Source organism: Providencia sp. AGC89 (genome assembly GCF_053543535.1).
In genome coordinates this window covers 25,366-43,108 of record NZ_JBIXLP010000060.1, presented here as the reverse complement: position 1 = coordinate 43,108, position 17,743 = coordinate 25,366, and the positions used below count along the sequence as shown (strand labels likewise).

The 17,743-nt window shown below is 38.8% G+C and carries 12 protein-coding genes, 1 pseudogene and 1 other annotated feature; of the genes and pseudogenes, 4 read left to right on the top strand and 9 right to left on the bottom strand.

Annotated elements, in window-relative coordinates; all coding sequences use genetic code 11:
• Positions 1–32: 32 nt before the first annotated feature.
• The 6 genes and pseudogenes from ACIPUA_RS08505 to ACIPUA_RS08480 all read right to left on the bottom strand — a co-directional run bounded on the left by ACIPUA_RS08505 (position 33) and on the right by ACIPUA_RS08480 (position 9,343).
• Positions 33–2,192: a two-partner secretion domain-containing protein gene (locus tag ACIPUA_RS08505; protein ID WP_449059562.1), complete on the bottom strand. Its 2,160-nt coding sequence runs from the start codon at positions 2,190–2,192 to the stop codon at positions 33–35.
• A gap of 491 nt (positions 2,193–2,683) precedes the next feature.
• Positions 2,684–3,490 (bottom strand): tryptophan synthase subunit alpha, encoded by an 807-nt coding sequence (gene trpA, locus ACIPUA_RS08500; protein WP_449059561.1) that lies wholly within the window; start codon positions 3,488–3,490, stop codon positions 2,684–2,686.
• Positions 3,490–4,680, bottom strand: a complete 1,191-nt coding sequence (gene trpB, locus ACIPUA_RS08495) for a tryptophan synthase subunit beta (protein ID WP_042843659.1) — start codon at positions 4,678–4,680, stop codon at positions 3,490–3,492. The genes trpA and trpB overlap by 1 nt, the downstream gene beginning before the upstream one ends.
• Before the next feature lie 76 nt (positions 4,681–4,756).
• Entirely contained in the window at positions 4,757–6,133 is a 1,377-nt protein-coding gene (gene trpCF, locus ACIPUA_RS08490; RefSeq protein WP_048607264.1) for a bifunctional indole-3-glycerol-phosphate synthase TrpC/phosphoribosylanthranilate isomerase TrpF, read from the bottom strand.
• Between the two features lies 1 nt (position 6,134).
• Positions 6,135–7,769: pseudogene (gene trpD / locus ACIPUA_RS08485) on the bottom strand (bifunctional anthranilate synthase glutamate amidotransferase component TrpG/anthranilate phosphoribosyltransferase TrpD).
• Positions 7,769–9,343, bottom strand: coding sequence for an anthranilate synthase component 1 (locus ACIPUA_RS08480; RefSeq protein WP_449059560.1), 1,575 nt, complete (start codon positions 9,341–9,343; stop codon positions 7,769–7,771). The pseudogene trpD and the gene ACIPUA_RS08480 overlap by 1 nt, the downstream one beginning before the upstream one ends.
• Before the next feature lie 26 nt (positions 9,344–9,369).
• Positions 9,370–9,471: a sequence feature (Trp leader region), on the bottom strand.
• Positions 9,472–9,635: 164 nt separating this feature from the next.
• Between ACIPUA_RS08480 and rnm the strand changes: the two genes are divergently transcribed.
• From rnm to aphA, 4 genes are all read left to right on the top strand, one after another.
• Positions 9,636–10,508 carry an RNase RNM gene (gene rnm / locus ACIPUA_RS08475; RefSeq protein ID WP_449059658.1) on the top strand — a complete coding sequence of 291 codons (873 nt, stop codon included), beginning with the start codon at positions 9,636–9,638 and terminating at the stop codon, positions 10,506–10,508.
• A gap of 149 nt (positions 10,509–10,657) precedes the next feature.
• Positions 10,658–11,278, top strand: coding sequence for an L-threonylcarbamoyladenylate synthase (locus ACIPUA_RS08470; protein WP_042843664.1), 621 nt, complete (start codon positions 10,658–10,660; stop codon positions 11,276–11,278).
• Positions 11,279–11,479: 201 nt separating this feature from the next.
• The gene (rluB, locus tag ACIPUA_RS08465; RefSeq protein ID WP_449059559.1) at positions 11,480–12,397 is read left to right on the top strand and encodes a 23S rRNA pseudouridine(2605) synthase RluB; all 918 of its coding nucleotides are present in this window, start codon (positions 11,480–11,482) and stop codon (positions 12,395–12,397) included.
• Between the two features lie 437 nt (positions 12,398–12,834).
• A complete protein-coding gene (gene aphA / locus ACIPUA_RS08460; RefSeq protein WP_042843666.1) occupies positions 12,835–13,548 on the top strand; it encodes an acid phosphatase AphA in 714 nt (237 codons plus the stop codon).
• A 63-nt stretch (positions 13,549–13,611) separates the two neighbouring features.
• Here the strand turns inward: aphA and ACIPUA_RS08455 are convergent, their stop codons facing one another.
• The 3 genes from ACIPUA_RS08455 to ACIPUA_RS08445 form a co-directional block, all read right to left on the bottom strand.
• A complete protein-coding gene (locus tag ACIPUA_RS08455; protein ID WP_449059558.1) occupies positions 13,612–15,762 on the bottom strand; it encodes a two-partner secretion domain-containing protein in 2,151 nt (716 codons plus the stop codon).
• A 524-nt stretch (positions 15,763–16,286) separates the two neighbouring features.
• The gene (gene cobO, locus ACIPUA_RS08450) at positions 16,287–16,877 is read right to left on the bottom strand and encodes a cob(I)yrinic acid a,c-diamide adenosyltransferase (protein WP_042843668.1); all 591 of its coding nucleotides are present in this window, start codon (positions 16,875–16,877) and stop codon (positions 16,287–16,289) included.
• Between the two features lie 6 nt (positions 16,878–16,883).
• The gene (locus ACIPUA_RS08445) at positions 16,884–17,648 is read right to left on the bottom strand and encodes a YciK family oxidoreductase (protein WP_042843669.1); all 765 of its coding nucleotides are present in this window, start codon (positions 17,646–17,648) and stop codon (positions 16,884–16,886) included.
• Positions 17,649–17,743: the final 95 nt, after the last annotated feature.

The window sequence follows — 17,743 nt, the reverse complement described above, 5'->3', positions numbered from 1 at the left end:
TAGGGGGGCTTATGCCCCCCTTGTTAATTTAATTAATAATAGTTATAAGTGTTTAAAACAACCATTGAACCTAAGATTGTTCCATTAGAGCTATTACTAATAACTGGACTAGTGATAGTCGTTGTACCCAATGAAGTTAAACGACCACCGGAGTAATTATCAACACGAGAAAATGCATCAATAGTAAGGTCTTTACCCGCTTGAACTAGACCTGAATTAGAATTGTCTAATTTATTCACGTCTAATTTAATAGTATTTGCACCTTGAATTGTACCATAACGGTTATCAAGATCGTTTCTTAAGGTAATATTAACATCACCACCATTTGATAGAGCATCTTTATTGTGAGCTATGATAATACCGCTATAGTTATTTGCGCTATTAGCTTTGATAGTGACAGAGCCATCTTTAGCATAGATTCCGCCAGAATGTCCTGCTACTCCAAACTTGCTTGCATAACTATTAAATCCGGTAGATCTAGAGTTATTTAAGCTAGTAGTATTAATAACAACATTAGAGTCCGCAGCAATTAATCCTTCATTATTTGATAAGTTTGTAGTTTTAATATCTAAATTATTTCCTTTAATATATCCATTTTGGTTATTTAGGGTATAAGCATTAAATTTAGATTTTCCAGCACTAGCAGATAGAGAACCTTTGTTATTAATGATATTAGCATCAATATTTAAAGCTCTACCACTCGAAATTGCAGCATAGCTATCATTTGTCAAAGTGTCAGAAAGGTTAATATTAGTTAGACCATTCGTTGATTTGATCAGAGAATTGTAATTTTGCAGCGAAGCTGCATCAAGGGTAACTTTTCTTTTAGCAATGATCTGGCTATCACTAGAATTATAGATAGAATCGCGAGCATTAATGGTGACATCGCGACCAGATACAGTAGAGTTATTATTATAGAGTTTCGAGGTGTTTATTGTTAAATCATTACCTGCTCTAATTCCACGCTCATCAACATTTATGACGTTGTTGCGTAGATTATAGATATTATCTATTGTACCAGAAGCCTTAATATTAAGATCGCCGTTATTCGTTCTAATTGAACCATTACTATTATTGATATTACCTGATGTTACAATACTCATTGCTTGTCGTGCGTTGATAATACCACTTCTATTATCTACTCTTGAAGCAGTTAATTTAATGTTTCCTGTATTTGATTTGATTTGACCATTAACATTATTCAGATCTGAATTATTAGTAATAATGTCAATATCCCCATTAGCAAGGATAGTCGATGAGTTAGACAAACCATTTGCTTTAATATTAATACCACCAGATGAATTCATTCTAGAACTTTGGTTGTATACTAAACCAGTAGAATCAATATTAACTCCGCCAGCGCCTGCAACTAAACTACCTTTATTAGAAACACCTGTACCACTTTCAGTTGAAACTAAGGTAATTTTATTTGCGTACATACCACCCATAGCGGCAATATCAACACCTACGCTAGTTGGGTAACCAACACCTTGTACTTTAGTGACTTGTTTGCCACTCGCATCTACAAAGTTATTACCAGCAACAACATTAACTTCTTCAGCGTGGATATCTCCACGGATTACTGCTGAACGGGCAATAATGTCAGTTGGTGAATCAGATTGTAGACGGCTATTAATAATGATTTGGCCTTTTTCTACGTTATAACCGAGGAGATCACCACCTGCAACGATTGGCTTACCTGTTGTTAAAGTCACACGGTCAGTATTAATAAAGCCGCAATTATCACATGTGATACCTGATGCATTAGCAACGATGACTTGTGCTTTATTAGTTCCAGCCACTTCAATTACACCGCCAAGTACACTGGCTTTATTTGAATTGACTTCATTTAAGATAACTTTAGCAGGTCCATTACCATTATTTAAGTTTAGGTTACCATTGATTTGACCACCTAGAGTGGTATTTGTATTGGCAGCACTGTTATTTAGAATTACACCTTTTTGGTCAACATCGAATTGACTATAAATGTTATGGGAAACGCCCTTATCACTTGCTCCTTTAATATGAACAATTGTTGGGCCGTTAACTTGGTTTAATACACCTGCGCCATTAGTATTTACAACAGCAGCTTGAGCAACGGAAATAGAGCCTAAAATAACAGATACACTTAAAAAGAGTGGTTTGATTTTTAGTATCGGTTGTCCGATTGATTTATCAGAATGTTTTTTCATAAAATATTCCTAAATATAGACTATAGATAAAATAAAATAGCTAAAATTATTGCTATTAAAGCGTGAAAATTATGCGTTATATTGGTTTTTATTAAAATTTAATTGTGCTTAAGTCTAATTGTTCAGGAGGTGGGAGATTTAAATGCCATAATGAAAGAAAGTGTAGTCTTTTATAATAAATAAAACATAATAACAAATAAAAACAACAAATAACGTTTACTCTGCTACAGATTATTAAGTGAATATACTAAAGTGGTAATACCTAGCTTTAAATTTCCGTAACTAATTGATTGGTGAAAGTTATTTATGCGTATTAAAACGAGGTTAATATTTAATCTAATCATTCCTAATTTTAAAGAAATATATTTTTAATTAGAGTAGGGGGGATTTATAAATAGTAGATATGTATTATAAGTATCATTAAAGTTAATTTTCATTTTTAAATAAGAGACCGTTATTTTTAATAACGGTCTCTTAAAAGATAGTTAAAGTTATTTCTGTGTTGCCGATTTCATTTTAAATACAAATTCTGTTAATGTTTTTAGCAGAACATCAGGTGTATTTAGGTTATTTTCAATGATTTTTACTATAGCTGAGCCAGAAATAGCGCCGGCCGCACCATTTTTAATCGCTTCTCTAACTTGTTCCGGTTCTGAAATACCGAAGCCTTGTAATGCAGGCGCTGCTTGATACTGATTTAACTTATCAATCAAGTGAGTTAACGGCATTTCCGCACGTTTCTCTGTACCTGTTACACCTGCACGAGATAATAAATAAGTGTATCCACGGCTATATTGCCCAATTTGTTGTAACAATGCATCATCACCATTTGGCGGGCAAATAAAAATTGGGGCGATATTGTGCGCTAAAGCTGCTTCACGGAAAGCCTTTGACTCATTCATTGGAACATCTGCAACTAATACGGAATCAACACCTGCTTTCTCACAACGGATATAAAAGTTTTCAATCCCATTAGTAAACACCAAATTCGCATATACCAATAAGCCGATTGGTATAGTAGGGTGCTTTTCCCTTATACGGCCCAATAACTCAAAACAGATAGTCGGAGTAATTTCGCTTTTAAATGCGCGTAAATTGGCATTTTGGATCGTAGGGCCATCAGCGAGAGGATCAGAAAAAGGAATGCCTATTTCCAAAGCATCTGCGCCACCTGAAATTAATGCATCGATAATTTTTAACGATAACTCAGCATCAGGGTCGCCTAATGTAACAAATGGAACAAATGCACCTTGATTGTTATGGCTTAAACGCTCAAAAAGTTGGGTATAACGTTCCATTAAATTTCTCCTTTGCTGGCCAGAATATCATGCACTGTAAAAATGTCCTTATCTCCACGGCCTGATAAATTTACGATGAGTAATTGTTCTTTATTTGGTTGTTGCTCTGCCATTTTTAATGCATAAGCGAGTGCATGCGATGATTCTAATGCAGGAATAATACCTTCTTTACGAGATAATAACTTGAAGGCATTAAGTGCTTCATCATCGGTAATGGAAACATACTCGGCTCGACCAATACTATTTAAGTGTGCGTGTTGAGGGCCAACAGAAGGAAAGTCTAACCCCGCAGAAATGGAGTAGGACTCTTCAATCTGCCCTTCGTTGGTTTGCATCATTGGGGACTTCATACCAAAATATATACCTACACGACCGTGTTTTAATGGTGCCCCGTGTTGGCCTGATTCAATTCCCAACCCTGCGGGTTCCACACCAATTAATTTGACGTTTTCTTCTGGTATAAATGAGGCAAATAAACCAATCGCATTGGAGCCACCACCAATACAGGCAATAACGGCATCAGGTAAACGACCTTCTTTTTCAAGAACTTGTTGTTTTGCTTCGTCGCCTATCATGCGTTGAAATTCACGTACAATGGTTGGGTAAGGGTGAGGCCCTGCGGCTGTCCCTAATAGATAATGGGCATTATCATAGCTACCAGACCAGTCCCTCAATGCTTCATTACATGCATCTTTGAGTGTGGCGGAGCCACTGTACACAGGGATAACTTCAGCTCCCATTAATTTCATACGAAATACGTTAGGCGATTGGCGTTCAACGTCTTTAGCCCCCATATAAATACGGCATTTCATATTTAATAATGCGCAAGCTAAAGCAGTTGCCACGCCGTGCTGTCCTGCGCCTGTTTCCGCAATAATTTCAGTTTTGCCCATTCGTTTGGCGAGTAAAGCTTGGCCTAATACTTGGTTGGTTTTGTGGGCACCACCATGTAATAAGTCCTCACGCTTTAAGTATAATTTGGTCTTTGTACCAGCGGTTAAGTTTTGACAAAGTGTCAGGGCCGTAGGGCGACCTGCGTAGTTTTTAAGAAGGTCGTGAAACTCTTGCAAAAAACTAGCATCATTTTGCGCTTCAATAAAAGCATCTTCTAATTGGTTTAAAGCGGGAATAAGAATTTCTGGGACATATTGTCCACCAAACTCGCCGAAATACGGATCTAATTTGCTCATTGTTTGTTATCCATCTCGTCAATTAAATTGGGTCTAAATATTGTTTATTACTACTAAGGCTATCGTTATCTAGTGGTTAGCTATGTGTTGATTCCGCGAATAAAGTTGATAGCACTAAGTTTATTTTTTGTTCACTTTTAATTCCGGGCTCAATTTCCACCCCTGAATTAAAATCAAGTCCATTACAAAGTAATTTCGATGCTTCAAGGCAATTTTGGGCATTTAGCCCACCTGCGATCATAAAACGTTGATTAACAGATTGCGGGATGGTGCTCCAGTCGAAAGTTTTCCCTGTACCGCCATGGCCATTATCTAGCAACAAAACATCGACACCTTGGGTGTCATAGTGAGACAAATCCACTTGTGACATATCGACTGCTTTCCAGATTTCACAATAACTGGGGAGCAGGTTTCTCAGCGTTGCTATATACTCTTGATTTTCTTGTCCATGTAATTGAACCGCGGATAACGCAAGGCGCTGAGCAATATGAGCAACAAAATCAGCTGACTGATTGCGAAAAACCCCAACGTATTTTAAGGGGGCAGCATGAATAATGTTTTGTGCTTGTGACAGCGTCACTTTACGTGGGGAACCTTCAGCAAAAATTAATCCCCCAAAGCAAGCACCCGCATCTAATACTGCTTTTGCGTCTTGTTCACGAGTTAAACCACAAACTTTATGTTCACCAACTAATAAACGTTGTAGCGCTTTATCAAGATCAGTTTGTTCCATCAACGCACTGCCAATTAAAAAACCATTAGCAAATTGGTTAAGCGATTGAATATGTTGGTGTTGATGAATGCCTGATTCGCTGATAACAATTGTGCCTTGCGCTAATCGAGGGGCAAGCTCACGTGTCCGGTTTAAATCAATGGAAAGGTCACGTAAATCACGGTTATTGATACCCACGACTTTAGATTTTAAAGCAATCGCTCTTTCTAATTCTTCTTCATTACTGACTTCTGTTAACACGCCCATATTGAGTTGATGAGCAACTTGAGCTAAAGCGATATATTCATCATCACTTAGGACTGATAACATCAATAAGATAGCGTCTGCTTGGTAATATCTAGCTAGATAAATTTGATATGAATCAATGATAAAGTCTTTACATAATACAGGTTGCTTTACTGCCTGACTAACAATAGTCAGGTAATCCATATTACCTTGAAAATATTTTTCATCAGTAAGTACGGAAATCGCAGATGCATAAGGTGCATAGGTTTTGGCGATCACTTCTGGGTCAAAATCTTCTCTGATTAGGCCTTTAGATGGAGACGCTTTTTTGCACTCCAAGATAAAAACAGGGCGTTTTGCACTGAGCGCATTATAGAAGCTACGTTGACTAGGCTGAACCTCATCGATAAAGGCACTTAAAGGTTGTTTCGCTTTACGTTCAATGAGGTAGCTGGCTTTATCATCAACAATTTTTTGTAATACGGTTGCTTTCATGTTATTGGTTCCTTGCCGCTAGTGCAGTGACGCGGTCAAATGCTTTACCGCTACGGATAATTGCGAGTGCATGTTCACTATTTTGTTTTAGATTTTCATGGCCATTAATGCGCATTAACATCGCGACATTAGCCGCAACAGCGGCTTCATGAGCAGCTTTACCGTGCCCCTGAAGCAAGTTGCTTAGCAATACGCGGTTCTCATCTGGGGTTCCCCCTTCTAAATCAGTTAACGCATAGGGCGTTAAGCCAAAATCCTCAGCGGTTAACTGATAATAGTGTAAAGCACCATCTTTTAATTCAGCCACTTGTGTGGGCGCGTGTAGTGATACTTCATCCATCCCTCCACTGTGTACCACAGCTGCGCGTGTAAAACCAAGCATCTGTAATGTTTCAGCAACAGGTTTGACTAGTGTTTCTTGATAGACGCCAATAAGTGCGATTGGTGGGCGAGCTGGGTTAATCAACGGACCGAGTACATTAAATAAAGTGCGTGTTTTAAGTTGTGTACGTACCGGGGCCGCATGGCGAAAACCGCTGTGATATTGTGGTGCAAATAAAAAACAGACGCCAAGCTCATCTAGTGCATCGCGCGCACTTTGAGCACTTAGATCAAGAGCAATACCAAATGCGGCGAGTAGGTCAGAAGAACCGGAGCGGCTTGATACGCTACGATTACCATGCTTAGCGACTTTAATACCACATTCTGCGGCGACAAAGGCACTGGCCGTCGAAATATTGATACTATTAGCCCCATCACCACCAGTACCAACAATATCACTGAATGTATAATTAGGGCGAGGGAATGGCTGTGCATTTTCTAAGCAAGCCAGTGCAGCACCTGCAATTTCTTGAGGCTGCTCACCACGCATTTTCATACTGATCAACACCGCAGCTAATTGGGGCTCAGTTAACTCACCTTGGATAATAGCGTTAAATAAAAACTGGCTTTCTTGTTGAGTCAGTGGTTGTGCTTTAAATAATTTGTCATAAATATTTTGCATAATTGGCTCTTTAGTATCCCGTTAGTGCGAATGAGTGGTGGTATTTTCATTGGGTGTAGAAAGAGCCCATGCCACGGTATTTTCTAACAACTGTTTGCCTGTGGTTGTTAAAATAGATTCAGGGTGGAATTGGAACCCACAGACTCGGTCACTATCATTGCGGACTGCCATAACCATGCCATTTGATTGCGCACAAATTGTCAGGCTGCTAGGGATTTGGCTACCAACTAATGAATGGTAACGGGCTACAGAAATTGGGTTTTCAAGATTAGCAAACATGGCGAGTTCATCGTGAGTTGCGATAGAGGATTTACCATGTAATATTTCACCAGCAGCAGAAACAGTCCCACCATAAGCTTCAACAATAGCTTGGTGTCCTAAACAAATACCAATAACTGGAATTTTGCCTTTTACCTGCTGTAAGACTTCTGGCATTGAGCCCGCCGCGCTTGGTTTCCCAGGCCCAGGAGACAGAACTAAAATAGGGGAATCCATATTGTTTAATACTGACAGAATATGCGATGCGCTGACGGTATTACGGTAAATAACCACTTGATGTCCGCCAGAGCGTAGCTGGTCTACCAAGTTATAAGTAAAGGAATCTACATTATCGAGCAGTAAAATATTCGCCATTAAAATAACTCCTTTACTTGGTGTGCTTGGGCAATTGCGCGGATCACCGCTCGTGCTTTATTACGGGTTTCATCTGCTTCAGCTTGTGGTGAAGAATCCAATACGACGCCTCCGCCAGCTTGTACCGTTGCAATTCCATTTTCGACATAGGCGGAGCGAATAACAATGCAAGTATCAAAATCACCATTTCCTTGGAAATAACCAACGGCACCGCCGTATGAGCCGCGTCGTTCCTGTTCATTTTGGGCAATTAACTGCATGGCTTTTACTTTTGGTGCCCCAGTAAGGGTGCCCATATTCATACAAGCTTGATAAGCATGAAAAATATCTAAGTCTTGGCGTAATGTTCCTACAACGTGAGAAACCAAATGCATAACAAAGGAATAGCGGTCAACTTTAGTTAAATTAGCTACATAACGGCTGCCAGCTTCACAAATACGCGCTAAATCGTTACGAGCAAGGTCTACTAGCATGATGTGCTCTGCTAATTCTTTTTCATCTGAGCGCATTGAGAGTTCAATACGGCTATCTAAATCGAGGTCTAAATCTCCCTGCGCATTACGCCCACGAGGACGCGTTCCAGCGATTGGGTAAATTTCCACTTTGCGGGTTTGGGTGGCATATTTCAGTGCGCTTTCTGGTGAAGCACCAAATAGGGTGAAATCTTGATCTTGCATGTAAAACATATATGGGCTTGGGTTTTGCAACTTCAGTTTTTGATATGAAATCAATGGGTGTGCACAAGGCATGGTAAATTTACGTGAGGGGACAACCTGGAAAATATCACCACGGTAAATAGCTTCTTTTAAAGACGTAACGATTGCACCATACTCTTGGTCGCTTTTATTTACTGTCACGGTAAAATTGGGCGCCGACTCAAGGGGAAGCTCAGGTAAAAAAGGGCGGCATGAAACGATAATTTGTTCATGTCTTTGTTTTACGGTTTCTATATTCTGTTGATTATCAGAAAAAATACAGCTTTTGATCCGTGCAGCCTGATTTTGATGGTCGATCACTAAATAATGTTCGGCGACAAAAAAACAATAGTCGGGGCATTGATTAACGCTCTTAACCTCAGGTAAATCTTCAAATACTGCAACTAAATCGTATGCGAACAGACCACCAACAAATAGTGTTTCAGGTTTAGTCGAATAAGTTTGAGCAATTGTCGGTAGCGCTCTTAAAACATCCAAGCTAGAAGGGGCTTTAAGGCGATTATCTTCATCCAGATCTTGTTTCGGTTGGTTAAATGATACCGTTAATAGATTGTCACTAAGGTCGTGATGAGCTATTCGTCCATTAAGCTCAGCTAATAGCTTTGGTAATAGGGATTGACCATTAGGAGTTAAAGCTTCTATTTCAACACGCTGAGCAAATGCGCGTATACGTAGCGCACTATTAACAATCAGCAAACTTTGTAAATTCGCTTTGTTATTAACCTCGGCAGATTCCAATAACATCGTGGATGGAACCTGCTGACACAGGTGATTAAATAATAATGTTGGGTCTGGCTGATAGTTAATTGGGCTATCCAGATACTTAAAATGTGCTAATGTGGTGTTTTGTTTGTTCATTTTGTTGCCTTACGCTAATTTTAGACATTAAAAAACCCGCCGTAGAAAGGCGGGTTCGGCACTGAGACATACAATAACTATGCGCGTGCGGCTTCCGCCCAATTTGGGAAGTCACGCCACCAACGATTTGTTAGGTTAAATAAAGTCATGATATGCCTCACTGGATAAACTGATTAATTATTGGCGCTAAGCCATCTTGCGTACTAGTTAACTGGATCGTGCCTTTAGTGTCAAGCACTTTGTTAATTTATTAGGAAAATAGTTGTTAATGGAAATTGGAGAAGATACCACCATGCCGCAAGCAGCAACGTCATTATTGACTCGTTATGATTTACATAGTCATACGATTGCTTCGGATGGGGAGCTAACCCCTGAAGCGTTAATTGAACGTGCGATAACCATGGGCGTAAATATTTTGGCTATCACAGACCATGATACTTGCGATGGTGTATTGCAAGCGAGACGTTATTTGGCTGAAAATGATAGGCCAATTGAACTTATCAACGGCGTAGAAATATCCACTCTTTGGGAAAATATAGAAATACATATTGTGGGGCTAAACTTTTCTACGGAGCACCCCGCAATGATTAAATTGCTGGAAGAACAATCAGCTCGTCGATTAGAACGTGGAATAGAGATAGGGCGTCGTTTGCAAAAAGCTGGCATTGACGATGCATGGGAAAATGCACGAAATATTTCTGCCGGTGGGCAAGTGACTCGTGCGCATTTTGCACAATATATTGTTAAAATTGGTAAAGAAAAAACGATTAACAATGTATTTAAACGTTATTTATCAAAAGGCAAAACAGGGTATGTTCCTGCAAAGTGGTGCTCTATTCACGAATCTATCGAAGCCATTCACGCCGCAGGTGGGGTCGCTGTTTTAGCGCACCCATCTAAATATCAACTATCAAATAAGTGGTTGAAACGCCTTATTGCTTATTTTAAGCAATGTAATGGTGATGCTATGGAAGTTTCCCATTGCCAACAACCTCCAAATGAAAAGCAGTATTTAGCTGAGCTTGCAAAAGTTGCTGAGCTACGAACCTCAGTTGGTTCCGATTTTCATCGACCATGTTCTTGGATAGAACTGGGGCGCAATTTATGGTTACCTGATGATGAACAGGCCGTTTGGGCGCAGTGGGCTGAAGTAAAAAACACCTAATACTTTGATGTATTAACAATGCGGTGTAAAATAACCAGTATGGATAATGATTTATTTCACATAAATCATTTAATTGAATAAATAGATAGTACCATTTATAGGTATTTTGCCGGGTGATGCTGTCGATACTACGAAAAGTAGAGGTATGTATGAGCCAGTTTTTTTATATCCATCCGGACAACCCTCAGACGCGGTTAATTAGCCAAAGCGTTGAAATCCTAAATAAAGGTGGTGTTGTTGTTTATCCGACAGACTCAGGTTATGCAATAGGTTGTCGTTTAGAAGAAAAAGATGCATTGCAACGCATTTGCCGTATCCGCCAACTCGATACCAATCATAATTTCACACTAATGTGCCGTGACCTTTCTGAATTATCCAATTATGCCCATGTTGATAATACGGTATTTCGTTTAATTAAAAATAATACACCCGGTAATTATACGTTTATTTTACGTGCAACCAAAGAAGTCCCGCGCCGTTTAATGAATGAAAAACGTAAAACAATTGGTTTACGAGTGCCTTCTAATCCTATTGCAAGGGATCTACTTGAAGCGGTGGGAGAGCCGTTAATGTCGACCAGTTTAATCATGCCTGGTGATGATTTTACTCAATCTGATCCTGAGGAAATTAGGGATTTATTGGATAAACAGGTCGATTTAGTGATCCACGGTGGTTACATCGGGCAAAAACCAACAACAGTCATTGATTTTACGGATGACACGCCAGTAGTTGCTCGGGTCGGTACTGGAGACCCATCGCCTTTTGAGTAATGTTTAGCTAATAAAACACTGTGTTTATATAGCTAATTATATGAAAATGTATTGAAAGTGCGATATTCTGATAAGTAATAGGGCTTCAAGATAAACCTGTGTATAATACGCGGGTTTACAAATTCAATACTTTTTGGAGAGGGTAAACATATCACTCCCAAAAGTCATTTGACGCCTGTGAAGGCGACAGTAGAGGGTTACATGAGCGCTAAACCGCAAAAAACTGAAAAATTACAAAAAATCCTTGCCCGTTCTGGGCATGGTTCCCGTCGTGAAATCGAAACATTCCTGCTGGCAGGTCGTATTAGTGTTGATGGTAAAATTGCAACATTAGGTGACCGAGTAGAAGTTACAGCAGCAACAAAAATCCGTTTAGATGGCCGTTTATTAGCGATTAAAGAGCCTGAGAAAGAGATTTGCCGTGTTATGGCGTATTATAAGCCAGAAGGTGAATTATGTACTCGCCATGATCCTGAAGGCCGTCCTACTGTTTTTAATCGTTTACCGAAGTTAACAGGGGCTAGGTGGATTGCCGTTGGCCGTTTGGACGTCAATACGAGTGGGTTATTATTATTTACGACAGATGGTGAATTAGCGAATCGGTTAATGCACCCAAGCCGTGAAGTCGAACGTGAGTACGCGGTACGTGTTTTTGGTGAAATTAACGATGCTAAAATTCGCCAATTAACCACTGGCGTGCAATTAGAAGATGGTCCTGCTTCTTTTAAAACGGTTTCATATCGCGGTGGTGAAGGGATGAACCAATGGTATAACGTGACGTTAACAGAAGGGCGTAACCGTGAAGTTCGACGTCTTTGGGAATCAGTCGGTGTTCAAGTTAGCCGTTTGATCCGTGTTCGTTATGGCGACATTGATTTACCAAAAGGGCTTCCTCGTGGCGGGTGGACAGAGCTTGGTTTACAACAAACCAATTATCTTCGCGAATTGGTTGAACTAGCACCTGAAACAGAAAGTAAGGTTGCTGTTGAACGAGACCAACGCCGAATTAAAGCGAACCAAATTCGTCGTGCGGTGAAACGCCATACACAAGTTACAGCACGCCCTGCAGCTAAGCGTCAATCATCAAGGCCGACAGCGAAGCGTCGTACACGTATCTAATTTCGTAATAATCATTATTTCATTATTAAAGGAAAGCGCTAAGGGATACCGATGCGCTTTTTTATTCGCAAAAATAATTATGTTAAGTGTGTAGAAGGTTACAGTTAGCACTACTTTAAAGAAATATTAAGTTTTATCACTTATTGAACTAACTTCGTCATAAGACCATCAATTATTAAATTAATGGTCTAGCTCACATTATTATTAAACCCATCAAGAATAGATAACATTTATGAGATATGTGTCTCATTTTAATGTAACTAAAAAACTTAGTATTACCTCCCATGTGAGATGTCCCTCACATAATTTCTGCATTATTTATTGATAGTAATAGAAAAATAAGCAGTTAAACATTTTACTTACACGTTAGCTAGACAGTTTATCCAGATGAATAAAGAATGGTTTTTAAGCGGATAAACCTTGAATAAGGATAAGAAATGAAAAAAATAACACTAACTCTGAGCGCGGTTGCTTTGGCATTAAGTTTTACTGCAACTTCTCAGGCAAAAATACCAATGCCAGAAACAGTCAGCCCTGGTGTGACAGTCGTTGAATTAGCGCAACAGCAGCCTATTCATTGGGTTTCCATTGAGCAAATCAAACAAAGCTTAGAAGGCAAAGCCCCAATGGCGGTTGGTTTTGATATTGATGATACAGTGTTATTTTCGAGCCCTGGTTTTTATCGTGGTAAATTAGAGTTTTCACCAAATGATTTTAGCTATCTAAAAAACCAACAGTTTTGGGAAAAAATGAACAATGAATGGGATAAGTTTAGTATGCCAAAACAGGTGGGTATTGACTTAGTCAAAATGCACTTAGACCGTGGAGATACTGTTTATTTCATTACTGGCCGTACTAAAACAAAAACTGAAACCGTCACTCAATATGTTCAAGAAGGTTTAGCTATTCCTGAAGATAAAATGCAGAAAGTTATTTTTGCAGGTGATGAACCTGGTCAAAATAATAAAGTAAGCTGGATGCATGACCATAAGCTGACTATTTATTATGGTGATGCAGATGCAGATATTGCAGCAGCTCATGAATTAGGTATTCGTGGTATCCGTATTTTAAGAGCGGCAAATTCCTCTTATCAGCCATTGCCGAAAGCAGGGCGTTTTGGTGAGGAAGTGGTGATTAACTCAGAATATTAATTCTGAACGACAATTAATGAAAAAGGAGACGTTTATCGTCTCCTTTCTTATAACTTAAGTAAATTAGTTGGTTACAATAGAATCGATAATGACTCGATTGCCTGTGATGGTACCTGTTGTGCTATTAGTAACGATAGGGCTTGTGACCTTAGTTGTATTTGAAGAACGCAAAGTACCATATTGATTGTTGACCCGATTTTTTGAATCAATTGTCAGGTTTCTACCTGCATCAATGCTTCCTGAGTAATTTTCTAATAAACCCACATCAAGTTTTTGGTTATTAGCGCCTAAGATCTTCCCATAATTATTGTTAAGTGTTGATTTAAGCTTAACATCAACATCATTACGTGAAGCTGAAATATTATTCACGTTTGCAGCAATAGAACCATTAATATTGTAGAGAGTATCCCCTTGAATTTTTACAGTACCATTATTGGTTTGCAGACCACCGTTCTGATCCACCAAGCCAAACTTAGCATTAGCCTGTTTAAAGTCAGCACTATTGTTATTATTCAGATGACTGGTTTCGATGTTTAAATTGTTTTCTGAATGAATTAATCCAGCTTGGTTATCAATATTAAATGCCTTAATGGCTAGATTATTTCCTTTAATATAACCTGAGCGATTATTTAATATATTCGAATTGATAGCCATTTGACCATTATTTGAAATAATAGTGCCAGAGTTATTGATTTGGTTAGCATTGATATTCATTAACCGACCACTGTCTATTTTTGATGATGCATCATTGTTTAATGATACCGATGCATCAATATCCATACGACCATTAGCTGTCTTTATCTCAGAGTTAGTTTGAGTCAAAGACATGGTACTGATCTCCGCACGGCGTTGGGCGATGATTTTGCTATCTGCTAAGTTTTCAATTGATGATTGTGAACTGATAACGGCATCTCTACCTGCAGTGATATTGGAGTTTTGATTTACAACATGCACTGCACTGATATTGATATCACGAGCAGAATTGAACCCTTTAGATGGGTCATTAGGGTTACCTTGATTATCTCGATTATAGATAATATTCATGGAATGGATATTCATATCGCCTTTTGAGGTATTGAATGAGCCATTATCGTTAATCAAAGTATCAGACGTTGAATTTATATTTTGTAATGCGGTGATTGTTCCTCCATTATTGCTTAATTGCCCCAATGTCGTTAAATTAATATCATTGTTGTAAGATGTGATTTCACCCTGATCATTATTGATGGTACCCGTACCTGCAACGGTGATATTGACGTTTTTATTACCAACCAGATGGCCGTTATTCGTTATAGCTGTTGCTTTAATGTTTAAATCTTTAGCGGCATTGACCCTTGCGTTAGTATTATTGACGCTACCTGCGCTATCAATCGTGATGGCACCATTATGAGTAATGATATCCCCCGCATTAGCAACACCCACTCCGCTTTCAGTGGCAATTAATGAGATTTTATTTGCATACATGCCACCCATAGCAGAAATATCGATGCCGACACTAGGTTTAGTGCCAATAGCTGTCGTTGAACCAATAACTTCACCAGAGGCATTGACTTGATTATTACCAGCAACAACGTTGAGACGCTGGGCATCAACAATACCATTAATCGCTACGGAACGAGCAATGATATCAGTTGGAGAATTAGCGTTAAAACTGCCGTTAATTGCGATTTTTCCTTGCTGTACATTATAGTTAGCAATAGAACCATCATTGGCTAGGTTGACTTTGCCTGTCGTCAGAGTCGCGTGATTGGTATTGATAAAGCCACAGTTATTGCAGGTGATACCTGAAGCGTTAGCAACGATAACTTGTGCTTTCCCTCCGGCTACTTCAATCATTCCGTTTAGGGTGGTTGCTGTATTAGAATTTACTTCATTTAAAATCACTTTAGCTCTATTACCACCAGCAACATTACCATTACTACCGATTTTGCCACCAAGAATGGTATTAGAGTTTCCTCCATTGTTATTTAAAATAACGCCTTTTTGGTCAACATCAAATTTACTATACACATTATGAGAGACCCCGCCTTGACTTGGTTTATTAATATAAACAACAGTAGGGCCATTACCTTGATTTAATATACCTGCACCATTCGTTGAGACAATCTCAGCTTGGGCTACTGTTGTTGAACCGACGATCATGGAAACGCATAAAAAGAGTGGTTTAAATTTCAATGTGGGAATATTGAAATTATGGTTTAAAATATTCTGCATATATATCCCTTAAAATAGGTAAGTTTTAATTAAACTAATAATCCTTTCTGGCTGTTTAATTATGCAGGTATATTGATTTTAATAAAATTAATAATATTAACGTGAATATATTATTTATTGGTTTTCAATAAATAACTAAAAATGCATAAATATAGATAATAATCTGTTTTGTACGACTAAAATGTTTATTTTTTAATTAGTTGCAATTACTCGGTTTCTGTAATGTACGGTGTTTTTACTCATGTAATTATACTTAACTAATTAGATTCTATAGTTTAAATTAAGTCAGCCATATTAATAATTTTTATATTCTTAAATTACGCTATAAAAACATTATTATTTAATGACAAAGCTGAAATGTAATTATTCGAGGAAAAACAACAATGCAAGTTAACAATAAATGGAAAACTTTATAAGTTTATTATTATTTTGCACTCTTATTTTGAGTGTCAATAAGGGCTGGCTAGATTGCAGGGGTCATAGCCCAAAAAATGATTGGACTATGACCATTTAAATATTACAAATTACCAGTCAATTCCTTTTTGTGCTTTAATCCCTGCATCAAACGCATGTTTGATAGGCCGCATTTCAGTTACTGTATCAGCCAATTCTAACAAAAAGCGATGACAAGCCCTACCAGTGATAATAACTGATTGGTTTTCTGGGCGGCTTTGTAGTGCTTGGGTGACTTCATTTAGATCAAGGTAGTGGTAGCTCACCATATAAGTTAGCTCGTCTAGAACCACCAAATCGTATTGTGGGTCACTGAGTAATTGTTTGGCATGTTGCCATGTCTCAAGGCAGGCAAGGGTGTCTGTTTCTTTATTTTGGGTTTCCCATGTAAACCCAGTGGACATCACGTAAAAAGGTACGCCTTGTGGTTCTAATAGCTCGCGTTCGCCATTATCCCAACTACCTTTGATAAATTGTATGACACCCGCTTTTTTACCATGCCCAATTGCGCGGCAAACAGTACCAAAAGCAGCGGTCGTTTTACCTTTACCGTTCCCTGTGAAAATAATTAATATTCCACGTTCAATTTGCGCCGCTTCAATGCGCGCATCCACCTTGTCTTTCAAACGTTGTTGACGTTCTTCGTGTCGGCTTTGAGACATAAATTATTACTCCGCTGCACCAGCCTTACGACCTGGTTGTGCATCATAACTTTCCCCTGTTTTACGGAGGCTATCATCACCCATTAAATAAATATAAATAGGCATAATATCAGCAGGGGTTTTCAGTTTAAGAGGGTTTTCTTCTGGGAAAGCACTTGCACGCATGCTAGTTCTTGTTCCTCCAGGATTAATACAGTTTACACGAAGATTACTTTGTTTATATTCTTCTGCTAAAACTTGCATTAAACCTTCAGTCGCAAATTTTGATACGGCATAAGCACCCCAGCCAGCACGCCCTTGTTTACCAACACTTGAGCTAGTAAAGACTAATGAGGCATTAGGTGCGCGAAGTAGCAGAGGAAGTAATGCTTGGGTTAACATAAAGGTAGCATTGACATTAATTTGCATGACATCATGCCAAAGGTCAGTCGGCTGCTCAGTGATTGGGGCAACCACACCGAGCATCCCTGCGTTATGTAAAACACCATCTAAATAGGGTTTTGTATCAGAAATTTTTGCAGCCAATGCATGGCAGTCATCGATAGTAGCAGTGAGTAAATCTAATACATAGCAAGGGGATTTCTTCCCAGATAAAGCGGCGATTTCGTCGCTAACGGTTTCTAACTTGTGCTGTGTTCTACCAACTAGGATTAAGGATGCACCAAAACGTGCGTAAGTGAGAGCGGCTTCGCGACCAATACCATCACCGGCACCGGTTACGAGTATGGTTTTTCCTTTCAGTAGGTCTTGTCGAGGTTGATATAGGAGCATATTCTTTCCTATCATTATGTTTAACATGTATTCTTATCATCGCATTGATTACGATTATTGGCTAATCTAACACAGATATCTACTAATTATATTGT